The organism is Corallococcus sp. CA049B, assembly GCF_003611685.1.
In the GTDB taxonomy this organism is placed as follows: Bacteria; Myxococcota; Myxococcia; order Myxococcales; family Myxococcaceae; genus Corallococcus; species Corallococcus coralloides.
In genome coordinates this window covers 1-16775 of sequence record NZ_RAWC01000199.1, presented here as the reverse complement: position 1 = coordinate 16775, position 16775 = coordinate 1, and the positions used below count along the sequence as shown (strand labels likewise).

Sequence of the window (16775 nt, the reverse complement as noted above, 5' to 3'; positions counted from 1 at the left end):
CCCGAAGGCCGCCGCCCCTCCGCCCCCCGCGCTCGTGCTGCCGCGCCGCGTGGCCGCCGCCACGCCGGGCCCGGAGGCTTTGACGGCCGCCGCGTCCGCGCTCGCGCTGCTCCAGTCGAAGCTCAAGGGGCCCAGCTGGAAGGTGACGCGGCTCTCCCGCAAGGCCCGCCACGCGCTCCGCGCCCTGGGCGGCGTGGACCCCGCGGCGCACCCGGCCCTGGCCGCGCCCTTCGCCGCGCTGATGGCGCACGTGGTGGGGCCCAAGGCGGAAGGACGGCTGCCGGTGCGCCACGCGCTGGGCCTCTTGTCCCAGGTGGACGTGGCCGCCTTCCAGCGCGCGGCGGAGATGTGGAAGGCCGCGCCCGCGGGCTCGGTGCCGCCGGGCGTGGCCGCCGCGCGGACGCTCAACGACCCGGAGCTGGCGCTGCGCGTGACGGCGCTCCTCGCCGAGCGCCCCGACCTGCGCGACGGCTCCGAGGACGCCTGGACGAAGCGCTGGACCGCGCTCAAGCCGCACGTGGAGGCCCACCTGTCCGGCGTGGGCCAGTCGCTGGCCGCCTTCGTGGGCGGCGTGGACGCGGGGGGCGACGCGCACCTGTCCAAGCGGCTCGCCCGGCTGGGAGCGTGACGGCGGACGCCCGCGCGTCACGCCCCTCCCTACGGGGCGCTTCCCGCCGCGCTGCCGCCCCCGGACGCGGCAGGCTTCTGGAGGGTGGCGGCCGTGGGCTCGCGGTCCATCTCCTCCTCGGGGTAGGCCTGCGCCGCGTCCAGGTACTTCTTCGCCTGCACCCGGCGGCGCTCCCACTTCGACAGCCCCTCCGGGCTCAGCAGCGCGGGCTCCGCGTCTCCGGACTTCTCCACGACGTGGCCGTCGCAGAAGAACCACTCGGTGCGCCCTCCCGGCGACACGCGCGCGAAGAAGAGGTCCGGCTGGCCCACCTTGGAGGGCTTCGGGCACCACGTGTCGCGGGCCTTCGCCTCCCGCTCCGCGCCCTGCTCGCGCCACTGCTTCTGCGCCTCGCGCAGCGCCGCGGCCGCTTGAATCCGGGGCCCCAGCTCCATCCGCTCCCGCGTCTCCGTCAACAGTTCCCCGCCGCGCCGGGCCAGGTCCGGGAACGCGCCGGTGCTCCGGAAGTCGCAGGCCTTCAGGGCCCGGAGGTTGTTCTCGTGCACCTTCAGCACCGGAGGCAGCGTGCGCAGGCCCTCCTCCAAGAGCGCCAGGTGCTTCGCGTGCTCCAGCGCCTTCGGGTCCAGGGCCTGGTCCGTCTCCTTGACGAAGCGGGCCAGCAGGCCGTTCACCGCGGTCAGCTCATCCTGGAACCAGCGCGGCTCCGCGTCGCAGGGGCTCGCCTTCGCCCCCGTGTAATCCCGGTATTCCGCCCGGGACATGCCCAGCGCGTAGCGCTGGATGGGCGGGGCCTGCTTCGCCGCGCAGCCCCCGAACACCGCTCCCAGTCCCAGGAGCGCGATGCTTCGTGCCAGTGTCATCATCCGGGCCATTCTGCCAGTCCTATGAGGACAAACAAACTGGCGGAGCGGTTCCTGGAAGGGGAGCGGCCGGGGGAGAGGCTGTGAGTGACAGGGGTGTGACAAAAGCGCCGGTGGGCTTTCCGGGACCGCGACCCGGGGTACGAGGGGGAGCATGAAGCCCCGGGCTCTCCTCGTCATTGGCATGCTGGCCGCGTTGCTGGGGGTGTTCTACCTGCTGGCGGCCCCGATGGCGCCCCCGCCGGGGACGCCGGAGCCGGAGTCCACCGTGCTGCCGTCGCGGCGGCGGGTGACGGACATCACGTTCCTCTACAGCACGGAGAAGCGCGCGTGGGTGGAGGCGGCGCTCGCGGAGTTCGAGCGGACGCATCCGCGGGTGCGGGTGACGCTGGTGGGGCGGGGCTCGCTGGAGGCGGCGCAGGGCATCCTGGAAGGGCGGGAGAAGCCCACGGTGTGGAGTCCGGCGGACAGCGCGGAGCTGCGCATGCTCGCGGCGGACTGGGCGACGGACGCCTCGCACGGGCCGCTGTTCGCCACGCAGGGAGACGCTGTTCCGCATCCGCTGGTGATTACGCCGCTCGTGTTCGTGGGCTGGCAGGACCGGATGGAGGTGTTGCGCAAGGCGGGCGGCGGCGCGGCCCTGTCGTGGAAGACGCTCCAGCGCGCGGTGGCGAGCGACCGGGGCTGGCCCGCGGTGGGCGGCCCGCCGGAGTGGGGCTTCGTGAAGCTGGGCCACACGGACCCCCGGAAGTCCAACTCCGGCCTGCAGGCGCTCCTGTCCGCGACGCTGGAGTACCTGGGCCGGCGCGAGGGCGTGAAGCAAGGGGACCTGCTGGATCCGGGCTATCAGGCGTGGCTCCAGGGACTGGAGCGGGGCGTGACGCGCTTCGAGCCGTCCACGGGCACGTTCATGACGGACCTGGTGCGCTACGGGCCGTCCCGCTACGACCTGGCGCTGGTGTACGAGAGCCTGGCCATCGCGCAGCTGGACCACGCGCAGGGCCGGTGGGGGCCGCTGCGGGTGGACTATCCGCCGGTGACGCTGTGGAGCGACCACCCGGCGGCGGTGCTCCAGGCGGACTGGGTGACGCCCGAGCAGCGCGAGGCGGCGCTGGAGTGGGTGGCCTTCCTGCGCAGCCCGGAGGTGCAGGCCCGCGCGCTGGCGTTCGGCTTCCGGCCGGCGGATCCGTCCGTGCCGCTGAAGACGCCGGACGCGAACAACCCCTTCACGCGGCTGGCGGCGCACGGCATCCGCGTGGACGTGCCGCCCGCGGCGGACGTGCCGGACGCGTCCGTGCTGCGCACGCTGTTGGAGTTGTGGACGCGCATGGGCGTGGGGCGCTGAGGGCCGCAACGCCTACCGCACGTGCGCGACGAACTCGGAGACGCGCAGCGCCCAGGCCTCCGCGGAGTCCAGCTCCGAGCGGGCGTCGGCGTAGCGGTCGAACGACGCCTCCGAACCGTCCCGCGCGAAGAGGGCCGCGTTGAAGTCCTTCTGCGCCGTGGTGAGCCACTGGCTCGCGCGCATGCGCAGCCAGTTGACCACCTGCGGGGTGGGCTCCACCTGGTTCAGATCCAGCGAGGTGGGGTGCAGCTCCACCATTTCTCCATCCTTCTCAGACTCTGGCATCACGTTCATGGACCGGATGGTTGCCATGGCCCCCAGGCTGAGCACCCGGCCCGGATGGATGAGACAAACGTCGGTAGTGAGCAGTTGCCGACGCTGAAATCTTCGCTGAAGGACGGAACGTCAGACTGGCGGGCTGCGTCAGATGACGCCATCCCACCCGGTGTCATTGCGGCGGAAGGCGTCGCGGATGGCCTGAACGGTGGGCTCGGGGAGGGGACCCTGCTCCAGGGTGCGCGCGTTGGCGCGCAGGTTGTCCAGCCGCGTGGTGCCCACGATGCAGGTGGCCACGCCCGGCGCGAACGCGGTGAAGCGCAGCGCCAGCTCCGGCCAGTCCAGGCCGTCCGTCTGGAGGGCCATGCGCTGCATCCGTTCCCAGTACTCGCCCACGTCGTGCGCGTAGGGGCGCCCCGGGAAGCGCCACGGCGCGTTGGCCAGGGGCCGCTTGGCGATGACGCCCACGCCGCGCTCGCGCGCCTTCGCCACGCCATGGTCCAGCGAGCGCTGGTCGAAGAGGTTCACGGACGTCTGCACCACGGCGAACGCGCCCGTCTCCAGCGCGGCGTCCAGGCCGGCGTTGTCGCCCGAGTACGCGGCGGCGCGCACCTTGCCCGCCTCCACCGCGCGGGTGAGCGCCTCGATGAGCCCCGGGCGGTGGAGCACGTCCGGAGGACACGAGTGGAAGTGCAGCACGTCCAGCACGTCCGTGCGCAGGCGCTGGAGGGCCAGGTCCACGCCGCGCGTGATGCACTCGGGCGTCCAGTCCTCCACGCCGGGCACGCCGTAGCCGCACTTGGTGGACAGCACGAACTCGCGGCGGCGCGCACCGAGGAACCGGCCGATGCGCTCCTCGGACACGCCGTAGCTGGGCGCGGTGTCGATGAGCGTGATGCCCGCGTCCAGCACGCCGTGGAGGAGCGCCTCCGCGTCGGAGTCGCTCAGCGCCTCATTGCCCACGGGCCCCGCGCCGAAGCCGAGCGCGGACACGGTGAGACCGCTCTTCCCCAGGGGACGTTGAATCATCGGGTGGGGCCCTCTCCACGCGCGGCCAGGTCGATGAAGCCGCGGATCCAGATGAGGTTCACGGCGTCGCAGGCATCCTGCGAGGTGGGCGTGGTGGTCTCCAGCGCGGCGGTGTACGGCACGCCCTGGCGCATGTACCAGTCGGTGACGCTGCCGTCGTGGAAGACGATGAGGCCGTGCTCGTCGGCCCAGGCGTTGTCATCCACCTTGCGGTTCTTCACCACGGTGGCATGCGCGGCGGCGGCCTCTTGCAGCGGGTGATAGGCGGCCTTGTCCCCGAAGACGTACGCGTACGTGGCGACGCCGCCCAGGTAGTTGTCCTGGTGGATGTCGAGCGCGGCGTCCGGGGCAGGGAAGCGCGCCAGGTCCGTGCGCACCGCGCGCGTCTCCTTGGGGCCGCCGTCGTACAGGGCCCAGCGGAGGATGGACGGGTCGCCCACGAGTTCGCCGCGCCACTCGCCGGGGGCGACCTCGTAGCGCATGAAGTCGTTGTTGGGCTTCTCGCCGCTGCGGTTGTAGCGGGTGCCGTCCTCGAAGCCGGAGGGGTTGATGCACGGGTAGACGCGCAGGCCCACGCCCTTGGACTTCGCGTAGGCGACGATGTCCGGCAGGTGCTTCGCGAGCGTCAGCGGGCCGGCGGGTTCTTCCCCATGGAAGCCGGACGTGATGACGAGCCAGCGGTCGCCCGGGACGATGAGGCGGAAGAGGGGATAGTCGCGCCCCCCTTCGTGTACCTGGCCGTATTCAGAGAGCTCCCCCAGGGCCGCGTGGGAGCGGATGCGTCGAGCGTAGTCGGTGTAATCCACCGTCCGACCATAACCGCGTGCGTCATTCCTGCCCACGAAGGTTCACGGCGCTACACGGAATGTGTCATGCGCCGCGCACCGTGGGGGGGCGTTACTTCTCGCCGGTGCGCTCGCGGAACTCGCTGGCGAGCGTCTGGCGCTGGGCGGGAGTGAGCGTGCGGTGGACTTCGAGCACGGCATCCACCGCCTTGTGGGCGAAGGCGCGAGCGGCGTCGATGCGCGCGTCCACCAGCGAGTGGAGCTTCGCGGCGTCGGGCGTATCGGACGTCAGCTGGGTGACGGCCTCGGCGCGGACGGCCTGCTGGCCCTCCATGAGGGACTGGCCCTCGTTGAGGAGGCGGTCCTTCACGGCGTGGATGGAGGAGCGCTGCGCTTCGGTGGCGTTGAGGTCATCCAGCTTGTCGTCCAGCTTCCAGGTGACCATCTGGTTGATGCGAGCCGGGTCGGGCGTGCCGCGGTGATGGCGGCCCCAGCCGAAACCGGTGAGCAGGGTGACGGCGACGACGGCGGTACCGGCGATGACGAGCGTCTTCTTCATGGCGTGTGGCTCCAGGAGTGGGGTGCTGTTTCCCGCTGCTTTGACTGGAACCAATATGGAAGCCGCCGGTTGCGTGGGTTTGAGCAGGGCGTGAAGAAGTGTGAAGGCTCGGCAGCCATCCCAGAACGTCATGTCGCCGTACTCCCAATCCCAGGGCACCCCGGCCTCGCCCAACACGAAGCGCACCAGGATGAGCACGCAGCGGCGTCCACGCGGCAGGCACACGATGGTGTTGCCGGTGCTGTCGTTGTGGCCGTTCTTGAAGAACCCGCGTCCCCGCGGACCGGGCGGGACGCGCCAGTTGCGAACCTGTTCCTGTTCCCCACGCGGGAGAGGACGATCCGCATGATGAATGTGCCGACAAGTTCCCACCCAACCGCTATCCCGGGATGGATGTGCTTGTTGGCGGTGTGCGCTTCGATGCGTTACAGGTCGGCGTTCGCAAGTTGTGGGAGATCAAGACCCATCAATTCGACACGTACAGTGCTTTTCTCCAACGTCAGGTGATCAGCGAACAGGTAGCCAGGATGCGGGAAGAGAAGGACATTGCGGAGTCTTGTGGATATGGCTTCGTCGTTGGCGTGAGCAGTGCCGCGCACAAAACAGCGCTGGAGCGCGCGGCGCCCGAACTGGATGTCGTTGTCACGGGGTGCAAGCGATGACCACCCAAAGCACCCTCGACGTCATTGTCTACGCGCCCGCTCTCGCCGGTAAGGACGCTCGCACACTCGCTATCGTCCACGGGATGGAACGTGCGCTCCCCGGAGCTCGCCTGGAGTGGAGAGTTGCCGACGACGGGCGCCTCATTGCATTGCCACAGCGCGACGCGTGGCTCACGGAAGGGGCGGAAGACGGGAGATTCCCTCTGGTGTGCAACGGTGATGAGAGCTACCCCATTACGATTTTTGGGTTGCGGATTCCCGCGCGCCAATCACCAGGCGGGCAGCCGTTGCTTGACGTCCATGCAGAGCTGCCACTGGACGAGGCCGTCATCGCGGCAGCCTCGGATGTGCTTGGAGACGTGGCAGAGGGGGCCCACGCGTTTTGGGGGCATGCGACGCCATCGGGTGCAGGTGTCGAGATCGCACGGCAAACACGCGATCCGGTCCGCAAGCCAGGAGTTCCTCCCCGAGGGCTGCCAGCACTCAAACTGCCAGAGAAAATCCGTGCGCCTGAGATTCCGCATCGCCTCGGGTGGTTGAACTACTGGTCTGCCCCGGCCTCGCAGGCCATCGGATTCCCGGACCCGACCCGCGACGCCGAGCTGCTTTCACGGGCACGGCGTACGGCGACGGGCGGATGGGTCGTGCAGCTCACCGACGCACCTCTCGACCTGGACAACCCCGCCCACCTGGATGCGCTCCTGCGGGCCTATGAGCGGTTCCCGGAGATCGGCGGGCGTGCAGCTCAGTAATCTTACGCATCCACTGTCTCATTCACGTTGACAGGTTCCGGTGCCGCTGAGGAGCATTTGGAAACGCTTCAATCCACTCCTCCCCAGGACAGCGAGAGGGAAGACGCGAGCCCGGCGGGTCCCTTGGAGGTGGGTCCGGAGTCATGTCCCTGCGTGATTGCCCATCGTCAGCCCGTGTCCACCTTCTCTTTTGGACACCGCGAACGCAGGAGGACGAGCATGAGGACCTGGACGGAGTCGAGCTGGCATGTGAGCGAGAGACGAGAGGTGTCCCATGGCGGGTGACCTTCCCCTCCAGGAGCAGCTGACCATTCGCCGGGAGTCCTCCGGGCCCAGGGCAGTCCAGCCCGAGGCAATGGCTCGGGGACGCGCACTGCACGTCTACGGTGAGCAGGTCAGGATTCTCGAACAGGAGTCACTCGAGGAGGCCGCCCCCGCGGGCAGAGGACCTGGCGACGTCTCCCTCGAGGGACTCAATGATGCCGAGGCGCTCGGGGTGTCCGCCTTCCTGCTGCGGCAGTCGCCGGGGTACGTGCAGGCGAAGCGCCAGCGCCCCCGCCAGGGCGAGGCCTGGAACTTCCGCCAGGGTGGCTGCCTCATGCCGAGGCCCGGCGGCGCCGCGGCCGAACGGGCCGCCATGGCGGCCGCTCCCACCAGCGCCTATCTCGAAGGAACCGTCGCGGTGGGCATCATCATCGTCGCGGGGCCCACGGCGGAAACGCAGTTCAGCGCCGCGGAGCGCACGAAGATCGTCGCGGAGGTGCAGAACGGACTCAGCTACTACGCCTCCACCAACCCCCACGCGGGCCTCACCTTCATCTACGACATCCAGTTCGTCGAACTGAACGTGACACCGGACCCGAGCGCGGCCGACCTCGAGGGGCGCTGGCGGGACCCCGCCATGGCGGCGCTGGGCTTCCAGGCGAACTGGGCCAGCGTCGGCCAGTACGTCGAGGGCCTCCGCTCGCGGTTCCGGACGCGGTCGACCTACTGCGCCTTCTTCACGAAGTACCCGGTGGTCCACTTCGCCTACGCGAGCATCGGTGGCCCGCGGCTCGTGATGCACTACGACAATGATGGGTGGGGTCCCGACAACATCGATCGCGTCTTCGCGCATGAGACGGGCCACATCTTCATGTGCCCCGACGAGTACGCTTCGAGCGGCTGCGATTGCGGCGGGAGCTGGGGCCGCTGGAGCAAGCCGAACACGAACTGCGAACAGTGCGCTCCGGGCGGCGGCATTCCTTGCATCATGAAGGCCAACACCTGGGAGGTGTGCACCGTGACGCCGGCCCACCTCGGCTGGACGGCGCAGCGCATCTTCGCGCAGAACAGCGGGAAGGCGTTCGACATCGAGGGAGGGTCGACGGCCAACGGCGCGCCCGTCATCCAATGGGGCTACCACGGTGCCGAGAACCAGCAGTTCAGCCTGGACCGCCTGGCGGATGGCACCTACCGGTTCGTGGCCCGGCACAGCGGCCTGGTGCTCGACGTCGCGGGCGGGTCGACGGCCAACGGCGCGCGGCTCCTCCAGTGGCCCTGGCACGGCGGAGACAACCAACGCTTCCTCGTCGAACCGCAGGGGGACGGCCGCGTGCGGGTGGTGGCGAAGCACAGCGGCCTGGTGCTCGACATCACCGGCGGGTCCGCGGCGGACGGCGTGCCGCTCATCCAGTGGCCCTGGCATGGCGGAGACAACCAGCGCTTCGTCATCACCGCGCCCGACGTGGCCCGGCACAGCGGCAAGGTGCTTGATGTCACGGGGGGCGCGACGGCCGACGGCGCCCCCCTCATCCAGTGGACCTACCATGGAGGCGGCAACCAGATATTCCGGCCCGAGTCCGTGGAGGACGGCTACTACCGGCTCGTCGCGCAGCACAGCGGCTTGGTGCTCGACGTCGAGGGCGGGTCGACGGCCGACGGCGCGCGGCTCCTCCAATGGCCCTGGCACGGCGGGGACAACCAGCGCTTCCGACTCGAGTCCCTGGGGGATGGCTACGTGCGGGTGACTGCGAAGCACAGCGGCAGGGTGCTCGACGTCGAGGGAGCGTCGGACGCCGACGGCGCGCGCATCATCCAGTTCGGCTGGCATGGCGGGGACAACCAGCGCTGGCTCGTGCCCAGGTGGTGACGGAATGGACACGCGTTGGAGGGGCCTGCACCCATGACGCCCGAGGCACTGATCATCGTCGAGGAGTCCCGGGCTGACGACGTGCTGTCGCGGGTCGGCCAGCTCGTCACCGTGACGCAGCGTCTGCCGCCTCGCCTCGCCATCGTGCGGGGCGAGCGCGCGGACCTGGACGCGGTGAGCCGCCTGCCGGGTGTGCTCGTGGTTGCCGAGGGCTCCCTGCCCGAGTCCGCCCTGCGACGCCTCAACGAGACGGAGCAGCTCTTCGCGGAGGCCTGGGTGTTGGGCCGCCAGCCCAAGGCGTCCCGTCCAGGCGAAGGGCTCTCATGGGACGCTCCGGGCTTCCAGCCGCCAGATGGCCCCAAGGGACACTCGGACGACTGACACCGCTGTGCGCCCCTGTCGTATCGGCGGGATGGCTGTATTGAGCCTCAAGACCTGCGCGCACCTCCTCCGCACCTGCTTGAGGGAACTCAAGCCCGGGCTCCATCGGGGGACGGGTGCCGGGCCTTGAGCGGCCAGGGGCCCTCATGACCTGGCGAAAGCACATGTCTCATGGCGGGTCGTGAGGCGCTATACTGCCCGTGCGGTCTCACGTGAAGCATCCTGCGACACAAAACATGCCCATCGCGCGCTGGAAGCAAGTCGTTTCCATCGGTTCTTCCTTGATTGCCCTCGCCAGTGGCTGGAGCTCAGCAGCCTGGGCGCAAGCGGGAAACTCTCCTACCGCCCCCAGACTGGAGGATCGAATTGTCACCTTGATTGGGGTGGGGGGTGAGCATTGCACAGGCGTCGTCTTCGGTAAGAAAAAGATCCTGACGGCCGGGCATTGCATCGACGCAAGCGGAGCGGCTCCATTCGTGCTCCTGTACCCCAATCAGGACAGGGAACGGCTCGTCGAGACTTCTGTCGGCATCAGGAGGTACGACGCAACCACCGACATCGCCGTCCTCGTTCCAAGGCAGGAATTGCCTTTTTCTGATCTCAAGTTGGCATGTCCTCCCACTGGCTACGTCAAGGTCAGCATCATTGGATTCCCCATTGGGCCGGATCGCGGGAATGCCAAGATGCCTCGGGCAACTCCGATCCTTTCGACTGCGACATATGTTGCTGGGCGCTATTCGATATGGAATTCAATGAGAGACATACTCTTGAAAATGGAGTTCTCTCCAGAGATCGCCAATACCAAGCCGGGAAGCTCCGGGTCGCCAGTTCTTATTCAGGAGGGAGACGGGGAGTATGTCCTGGTTGGAATATATGACGGCAGGCTCAATCCGGACAATCTGTATTTCGCTACGACCGCCATTCCATTTCTTGATGACACGGAGACCTGTTCCAGGGGCAAGGAGGAGGAGGGGAGCACCCCACCATCGCTCTTCTTGTCCCCAGGTGACTGCTTCAAGTCAAATGACGGCGGGATCGTTCTGGATGGTGTGTGCGAAAAGGTTGCGACCGTCAAGGTCGTCTATGCTCATGCCCCGGAAGAGTTCGATCTGTCCTTGGAGGTGTATGATCTTAAGTCCAAGGAGTTGATCACGGATTTGAAGTACTCAATGAAGAGTGAGCCCAGTCGCAAGGCTGTTCTTGCTGTGAGAAAGAACAAGCTCAACAAGCCTGGCGATGGCCTGTTGTTCAAGGCGCGAATCACGAGCCATGCAACAGTCCAGGCGACGCTGGGGCCGGTTCGATTCGAGCAGCCCGTCACAAGAGTTGGAAAGCCCACCTGGGCGGAGGGCCAAATCAAGATCGGGCTGCGACTTCCGACCATCAAGGGACGCTTGAACCTCGCTCTCATTGAAAGCTCGACGCGCAAGGAGGTCTTCCGGGGAAACTACTCCGTCGCCGAGGAGGATTCGGCAACCGTCAATTTTCTCATCGAGCGTAAAGATCTTGTCGCGATGCCGAAGGGGGCAATGGACCTCGTCGTGACCTTCGAGGACAAAAGTTCACTCCTTTTCAAGGATGCCGTCCCTTCGCCTTGCTCCAGTGAGCCATGCCAGGCTCCGCTCGTGAACAAGACCGGAGAATAGCTGCTGCTGACAGGAGGCTTCGACGGGCCATGAACGCCTTGCTCCACCGACCGGAACCTCCGCTGGATGACTTCATCCTGCCAATGGGCTGCCCTCGCGCGTGTGCCTCGGCGTAGTGCATCCTCTCGCCGCGATTCTCCAAGACAGCTTCCACTTCTCACACAAGGCGGAGGCATGTGCTTCGCCTGCCCCCACGAGGGCCGCGGCCCCCGAGCTTCTCCCTCAAGCGCCAGAAGTCCACCAGACGCACCACCGCATCGGCCGCGGGAGCGTGGGCGGACAGCGCCTCGTCCAGCAAGGTGTGCAGCTCGGGCGCTCCATCGGTGAGGGCGGTGACGTGCAGGGAGCGCTGTCTGGAAACCAGCGCCTGGACGTCGCGGGACAGGCGCTCCGTCAGGCGGACCATAGGATCCCAATGAACTTCGCCTCCTGGAGGGGTCCATGACCGCCCGGCATCCGTGGGAGGGCGACGTGAGGGCCCGCCTGTATGAGCGGGTCCGCGAGCGTGGTGACGACACGCTCACCGCCTTCGCTGAGGCACGCCCTGCCGCCCCGTTGCATAGACTGGCCGACGAGCCTGGTGAAGATGATGTCGCTGCGGTGCAGGTGTTCAGCGGATTGCTCGCTGAGGCAGAGCAGAGTCGGCGGGTCACACGTCTTGTTCGCGATGTGTTCGTGCGCGAGCTGTCCGACGAATTCCCTGACGGCTGGCCTGCCGTGGTGGACGACGAAGCCCGTATGAACGTTGCCATCGCGCTCGGTCGATGGAGTGGTTACATGCCAGAAACTCACCAAGAGCGCGTTGAGCGGGCCAGCGATGTGCTCCTCTCCACTCCGCCATCCCCAGGCTGGCGCCCGCTCGCCCCTGACGACGAACTGCTCCGGATGCTCCTCCCCGATGAAGAGGCCTGAATGCAGAGGATGGCCCTTCGTCGGGACTGCGAACCTGAGCAAATCCACGGGGGTGATGCACTGAGCGTCCTGCATTCAGCGATGAGGTCTCGCTCCTCTCGCTCAAACTGGGGCGCTACCATCGCCCGCCATGGATTCACCTTCCGACCTGTCCTCCGCCGCCCATTCGCCGGTCCCCACGTCGCCGCCACGCGTGTGGACGGTCCTGGTTGCGTTCGCGCTCCTGGTGACGGCAATCCTCGTCGGGGGCGTCATCTCCGCCAGCATCGCGATGGCGATGGAGATGCTCCGCTCGGGAGTGAGCCCGCAGGATACTGGAGCCATCCAGGCCCTGACGGAGAAACTCAAGTTGATGCCCTGGCTGATGGTCGCGGCCGTGATGACGTCCAGTTGCCTGGGGTTGGTCGCTGCGCTCCTGGGCGGGTTCCTGTCCCCTACGCCGTTGAGGCAGCGGCTGCGCCTGGATGCGGGAATGCAGATACCTGCTTGGGCCTGGGTGGCCGCGCTGGTGGGCTGCTTCACGATGGGGCAGGCGATGGAGAGCCTGTCGGTGCTCGCGGGCGTATGGAATTACGCGGCGTCGCTGAAGGGGCTGCAGGCCGCGAGCCAGGGCTCGTTCGCGACCTTCGCGGCGTTGCTGTTCTTCGGCGCGCTGGTGGCGGGCACCGCGGAGGAACTCTTCTTCCGGGGCTATGTGCAGACGCGGCTCGTGGAGCGCTGGGGGCGCACGGCGGGCATCGCTGGAGCAGCCACGCTCTTTGGCATCCTGCACTTCGACCCCATCCACAGCCCCATGGCCTTGATGATGGGACTGTTCCTGGGCTGGCTCGCGGAGCGCACGGGAAGCCTGCGGCTGCCCATCTTCGTCCACGTCTTCAACAACCTGACGTCGTTCCTGCTGTCTCGCTATGCGCCGTCCACCACGGAGCTGCCGGCCTCCGTCCACGTGACGCTGCTGGCGGTGTGTTCGCTGGCGTTCGTGGGCGTGGTGATGGCGCTGCGGCAGGGTGGCGACAACATTTGATGCAGTTGTCCCATGTATTTATGGGGAGATTGGGCGGCCAGGCTCAACGGAGAAAGCAATTCATGTCCATAGGCGACAAGTCCTCAGCTGGCGTAATATTTCGCTTAGGCAAGTGCATCGGCTTGTGTGGAAAACTGGAGTCGTTGCTAAAACGGTATTCCGTCGTCCTCTTCGTCGTGGAATGATGAGGGCTCATGCAAAGGCTCTGGGGCGGAGGAGTTTTCCATGGCTGGCACGTCGTCTCCGCTCTCGACGATGTATCGGCACCGTTCGAAGAGTTCGTCGAATGTGATGATTTCTGGTGACTGTGTGTTGGAGCGAAAGAGTTCGAATGATCGGTATTTGGCTTTGTCAATCTGGCCATCGGAAGTTGCGAATTCAGATAGTGAGCCAATCACGAGGATTGACTTTGGCTGCACGGGTATATTGCCGGCGAAGTCCTCCCATTCATCCCCCGGCCTCCGGAGGGCTTTCCAAACGCCTCGCTGGATTTGAGATACACCCCCAGCCAGTTCGTCCGACGGGAGCCAAGCCTCACCTCGGTACGGCTTACCTACTTTCCGTAGCAGCGCGCTTTGGTGGTGCTTAATTTCCACGAAGCAGAGAGACGCGAGTCGGCCGCGAGTTCGTAGAACAGCATCCATCCGAACGCCGGCGCCTTCGAGTACATCGCCTCCGATCAAGTCCCGCTCTAAAGGCTGGTTGTCAATTCCTGTTAGCCATCGGAACTTAAGTCCGTATCCGAATATCCAACGATTGCTCTCAAGGAAGTTCTGCCAGACGCGCTCTCTTTGATCGGATTTAATGCTTAGTTGACGCATTCGGGAGTCAAAGTAATTTTGATCTGTGAGGAGTCGGTGGAAGACCTTTAGTTGTTCCTTTCGGTATGTCAGATTGGCAAGTTCCTCCTCGGTAACTCCTGCGCTCTCAAGTCGGCGCAATATCGTAGCTTTACCTCCTTCGTTCCGCAATACGGCGTCAATCATGGCTGAGGCTTCGGTTTCGCCCGCCTCAAGCAGCTTTGTTAATGCTGTAACATCCAGTTTTGTCTTGCGAAGCGCCCTTATGAGTTGAGGATATTCGCGAATCAGGGCCTGAGCTTCTCGTTCATTTTCTGCAATGCGCTTGAATAGTTCTGCGACTGCCTTGTCGTCGAGTTTGGTCTTGTGCGAGACTTGATTGTCAGGGAGATCCTGTACGATTCGGAAAAGATCAATGATTCGCGGAATCGCCTCTATGGGGATGGTGATGCCTCGGTTTGCTATTGGCTTCCCATCCTTGACGGTCCACTGATGGAGTTGTACTCGTGTGATCTTTCGTGGCGAACGAACAAACGTTACCCTCCATTCTGTGCGGACCGGATCGCCCTCGCATAGAATGGATACCTCGGGGGCGGCATTGCTGGGTTTTAGCCAAACCAGGTTGGGATTGGCGTCCACCACGCGAACTGCGTCCCATTCGTCTGAGGGTGTGCCGGTGATTGAGTTTTTGAAGTGAGATGCTTGGCTTTGGTAGATGTATGTCCGCCAGGGGACGCTGCCGAAAATGTATTTGGCTTTATTGTCATCCGGCAGTGCGTCGATTTCTTTTCGTGTTAGCACGTGCGCCTCGTGTTGAATCCCCACTCACTACCTAAGCTTCATGTTGAAGTGAGGTCCAACTTTGCGCAATTTGTGTGGCGGGTCATTACTGCCACCAGGGGAGGTGAGTGCCAATCGCGATGGGTGAAGTGCAAAGGAGGATGCTTGCAGATGCGTCCGATGCGTTAAGACTGATTGCTGGTGCTGAAGCTCTTGTGGAGACATTCTAGGCTGTCCGACTTGTCGGTGGCGTGAACCCTGTGTGATTGTGGGGAGGAGTGGTTGTTGGGTGGGGCGGCACACCTCTTGCTGCGGGCATTGGGGGAGGGCGATGGAGTTGAATGGGACACAGCACAACAAGGGACGCGGAATTAGTCCCATGCATTGTGCGGTAGCTCCGCTGCGAGCTTCGCCCTCAACGTGGCCAAGACGGTCGGATGATCTCCCGCCACGTCCCGCAGTTCCGCCGGATCCGACACCGTGTCGAAGAGCTGCACGCGCACCCCATCCGGCGTGGGCAACTCCAACAACTTCCACCTGCCCAGATAGAGCCCACGGTGCCGGGCCCGGCGCACCGGTCCCTCCCACTCCGGCTTCAGCGCAATCTCCCCCGTGTCGCCCTCCACCATCGCAATCTCATAGAGCCACGGATACGGCATGCGCACGGCCTGATACGCCTGCACATCCCGGTCGCTGAACCACACATCCGTCTCAATCAACGCGGGCACATCCGGCAGCGCCTTGGGCTCCGGCCCCGGCCTCGCGAGCGGCGCCAACGAGCGTCCCCGGAACGACTCCGGCGCGGGCACTCCCAGCAAATCCAACACCGTCGGCGCCACGTCCAACGAGCGCGCCCGCTGCGTCACCTGCCGCCCCGAGGCCACCTGCCCGGGCAGCCGCACCACGAACGGGATGCGCAGCCCCGCGCTGCCCCACAGGTGGTCGCCATGCCCCTGGCCCAACCCTTCGTCCTCCAGGTGCTCGCCATGGTCCGACACCAGCACGACCAGCGTGTCATCCCACCGCCCCCGCCGCTCCAGGTCCGCACGCACGTTGCCCACCAACCCGTCGAACGTTCGCACTCCCGCGTCGTAGTTCGCTCCCAGCGCCGCGACATCCGTCGGCGTGGTCGCGGGCGCATCCGGATCCACCTCCATCCGAGGCGTCGCCCCGAATCTCCACGGCCCCCGATACCCCCGCTCCACGTACTTGCCCTCCAGCGGCCACGGCGCGGCGTAGGGGAAGTGCGTGGACGACGCGAACACCACCAGCGCGAACGGCGCGTCCTCCGGCAATCCATCCAGTACATGCCGAACCCGCGTGCGCAGCGGGGCAGGGTCCGTCAGCTCTGGGAACTCGCCCCGTTCCTTGAACAGCCCCGGCGCCAGCGCTGTCCACGGCAGCAGCGCCACGTGGGTGATCAACATCCGCTGCCGCACCAGGTCCGGGAAGCGGAAGTCCGGCGCGGACACCACCTGGAAGCCATACGGAAACCGCGAGAAATGATCCCCCGCGTAGTCCGCCACCACCGCCGTGCGGTACCCCTGCGCCTTGAGCGCTGTCGCCAGCGTGGTGAGCTTCGTCTCACGCGCCTCGCGCCCCACCAGCGTGTGCACCACCGGGTGCTCGCCCGCGTACTGAGACGTGAGCAGCGTCGTCCACGACGGCGCCGAGCGCGGCACCTGCACCACCGTGTCGTTGAAGCGCGTGCCCTCCTCCATCAACCGGTCGATGTTCGGCGACGTGGACCGCGAATAGCCGTTGCCCGACAGGTGGTCCGGCCGCAGCCCGTCCGACGCCAGGATGAGCAGGTTCGGCCGCGCAGGCACGGTGGACTCCGGCCCCTGTTCCGTCCGCGCCAGCCCCAGCCCCGTGAAGCCGGCCACCGCCGCCGCGGCCGTCACGCCGCCCAGCACGCCGCGCCAGCGGGTCGACTCCGCCAGCCACCGTCCCACCACCGCCAGCACGCTCATCACCGGCGGCACCAGCGCCGCCATGACCCAACCCGACGGCTGCGTGCCGCTCAGCGCCCGCAGCACCTCCGCCGTCACCTCCGAGCGCTCGTACAGCGTCGCCGCGTACAGGTGCGGATGCCGCGCCATGTCCCCCGCGACCAGGAAGCCCTCCACCACCAGGCACCCCAGGCCGCTCAGCCAGAACACCGCGCGCCGGCTGCGCTCCGCCGCCCACAGCCCGGCCCCCAAG

15 protein-coding genes and 2 pseudogenes are annotated in these 16775 nt (G+C 66.6%); 9 read left to right on the top strand and 8 right to left on the bottom strand.

All coding sequences use genetic code 11. The annotated features are described in order from the left end of the window. The coding region (locus tag D7W82_RS31075; RefSeq protein ID WP_120621781.1) for a molybdenum metabolism regulator at positions 1–628 on the top strand (628 nt) is incomplete at its 5' end. 29 nt (positions 629–657) lie between these two features. On the opposite strand, the gene D7W82_RS31070 is transcribed toward D7W82_RS31075, so the two are convergent. Further along, positions 658–1491: a hypothetical protein gene (locus D7W82_RS31070; protein ID WP_233588041.1), complete on the bottom strand. Its 834-nt coding sequence runs from the start codon at positions 1489–1491 to the stop codon at positions 658–660. A 151-nt stretch (positions 1492–1642) separates the two neighbouring features. On the opposite strand from D7W82_RS31070, the gene D7W82_RS31065 reads away from it, so the two are divergent. Next, entirely contained in the window at positions 1643–2833 is a 1191-nt protein-coding gene (locus tag D7W82_RS31065) for a substrate-binding domain-containing protein (RefSeq protein ID WP_120621778.1), read from the top strand. A 12-nt stretch (positions 2834–2845) separates the two neighbouring features. Here the strand turns inward: D7W82_RS31065 and D7W82_RS31060 are convergent, their stop codons facing one another. The 4 genes from D7W82_RS31060 to D7W82_RS31045 all read right to left on the bottom strand — a co-directional run bounded on the left by D7W82_RS31060 (position 2846) and on the right by D7W82_RS31045 (position 5482). Then, complete coding sequence (locus D7W82_RS31060) at positions 2846–3091, bottom strand: hypothetical protein (protein ID WP_043322049.1); 246 nt, start codon at positions 3089–3091, stop codon at positions 2846–2848. A 165-nt stretch (positions 3092–3256) separates the two neighbouring features. Continuing rightward, complete coding sequence (locus D7W82_RS31055) at positions 3257–4138, bottom strand: aldo/keto reductase (RefSeq protein ID WP_120621777.1); 882 nt, start codon at positions 4136–4138, stop codon at positions 3257–3259. Further along, positions 4135–4944, bottom strand: coding sequence for a hypothetical protein (locus D7W82_RS31050; RefSeq protein WP_120621776.1), 810 nt, complete (start codon positions 4942–4944; stop codon positions 4135–4137). Before D7W82_RS31050 ends, D7W82_RS31055 begins: the two co-directional genes overlap by 4 nt. A gap of 91 nt (positions 4945–5035) precedes the next feature. Further along, positions 5036–5482: a Spy/CpxP family protein refolding chaperone gene (locus D7W82_RS31045; protein WP_120621780.1), complete on the bottom strand. Its 447-nt coding sequence runs from the start codon at positions 5480–5482 to the stop codon at positions 5036–5038. A gap of 281 nt (positions 5483–5763) precedes the next feature. On the opposite strand from D7W82_RS31045, the pseudogene D7W82_RS31035 reads away from it, so the two are divergent. The 5 genes and pseudogenes from D7W82_RS31035 to D7W82_RS31015 all read left to right on the top strand — a co-directional run. Next, positions 5764–6144, top strand: a pseudogene (locus D7W82_RS31035) (DUF6310 domain-containing protein); the annotation flags it as partial. Next, a complete protein-coding gene (locus tag D7W82_RS31030; RefSeq protein ID WP_120621775.1) occupies positions 6141–6896 on the top strand; it encodes a DUF5953 family protein in 756 nt (251 codons plus the stop codon). The pseudogene D7W82_RS31035 and the gene D7W82_RS31030, both read left to right, overlap by 4 nt. A 496-nt stretch (positions 6897–7392) precedes the next feature. Beyond that, positions 7393–9027 carry an RICIN domain-containing protein gene (locus tag D7W82_RS31025; RefSeq protein ID WP_120621774.1) on the top strand — a complete coding sequence of 545 codons (1635 nt, stop codon included), beginning with the start codon at positions 7393–7395 and terminating at the stop codon, positions 9025–9027. Positions 9028–9060: 33 nt separating this feature from the next. Then, positions 9061–9408: a hypothetical protein gene (locus tag D7W82_RS31020; RefSeq protein ID WP_120621773.1), complete on the top strand. Its 348-nt coding sequence runs from the start codon at positions 9061–9063 to the stop codon at positions 9406–9408. A gap of 236 nt (positions 9409–9644) precedes the next feature. Further along, on the top strand, positions 9645–11054 hold the full coding sequence (locus D7W82_RS31015; protein WP_120621772.1) for a serine protease: 1410 nt from the start codon (positions 9645–9647) through the stop codon (positions 11052–11054). Here D7W82_RS31015 and D7W82_RS31010 read toward each other — a convergent pair. Next, positions 10987–11451, bottom strand: a pseudogene (locus tag D7W82_RS31010) (hypothetical protein); the annotation flags it as partial. The gene D7W82_RS31015 and the pseudogene D7W82_RS31010 sit on opposite strands and share 68 nt — an antisense overlap. 44 nt (positions 11452–11495) lie before the next feature. Here D7W82_RS31010 and D7W82_RS31005 point away from each other — a divergent pair. Both D7W82_RS31005 and D7W82_RS31000 read left to right on the top strand, forming a co-directional pair. Further along, the gene (locus tag D7W82_RS31005; protein ID WP_120621771.1) at positions 11496–11966 is read left to right on the top strand and encodes an NUDIX hydrolase; all 471 of its coding nucleotides are present in this window, start codon (positions 11496–11498) and stop codon (positions 11964–11966) included. Between the two features lie 130 nt (positions 11967–12096). Continuing rightward, on the top strand, positions 12097–12990 hold the full coding sequence (locus D7W82_RS31000) for a CPBP family intramembrane glutamic endopeptidase (protein ID WP_120621770.1): 894 nt from the start codon (positions 12097–12099) through the stop codon (positions 12988–12990). A 146-nt stretch (positions 12991–13136) separates the two neighbouring features. On the opposite strand, the gene D7W82_RS40210 is transcribed toward D7W82_RS31000, so the two are convergent. Beyond that, positions 13137–14591, bottom strand: coding sequence for a Shedu immune nuclease family protein (locus D7W82_RS40210; RefSeq protein WP_158617759.1), 1455 nt, complete (start codon positions 14589–14591; stop codon positions 13137–13139). 350 nt (positions 14592–14941) lie between these two features. After that, positions 14942–16775, bottom strand: a 1834-nt coding sequence (locus D7W82_RS30990; RefSeq protein ID WP_120621768.1) for a sulfatase, incomplete at its 5' end; no start/stop codon positions are given.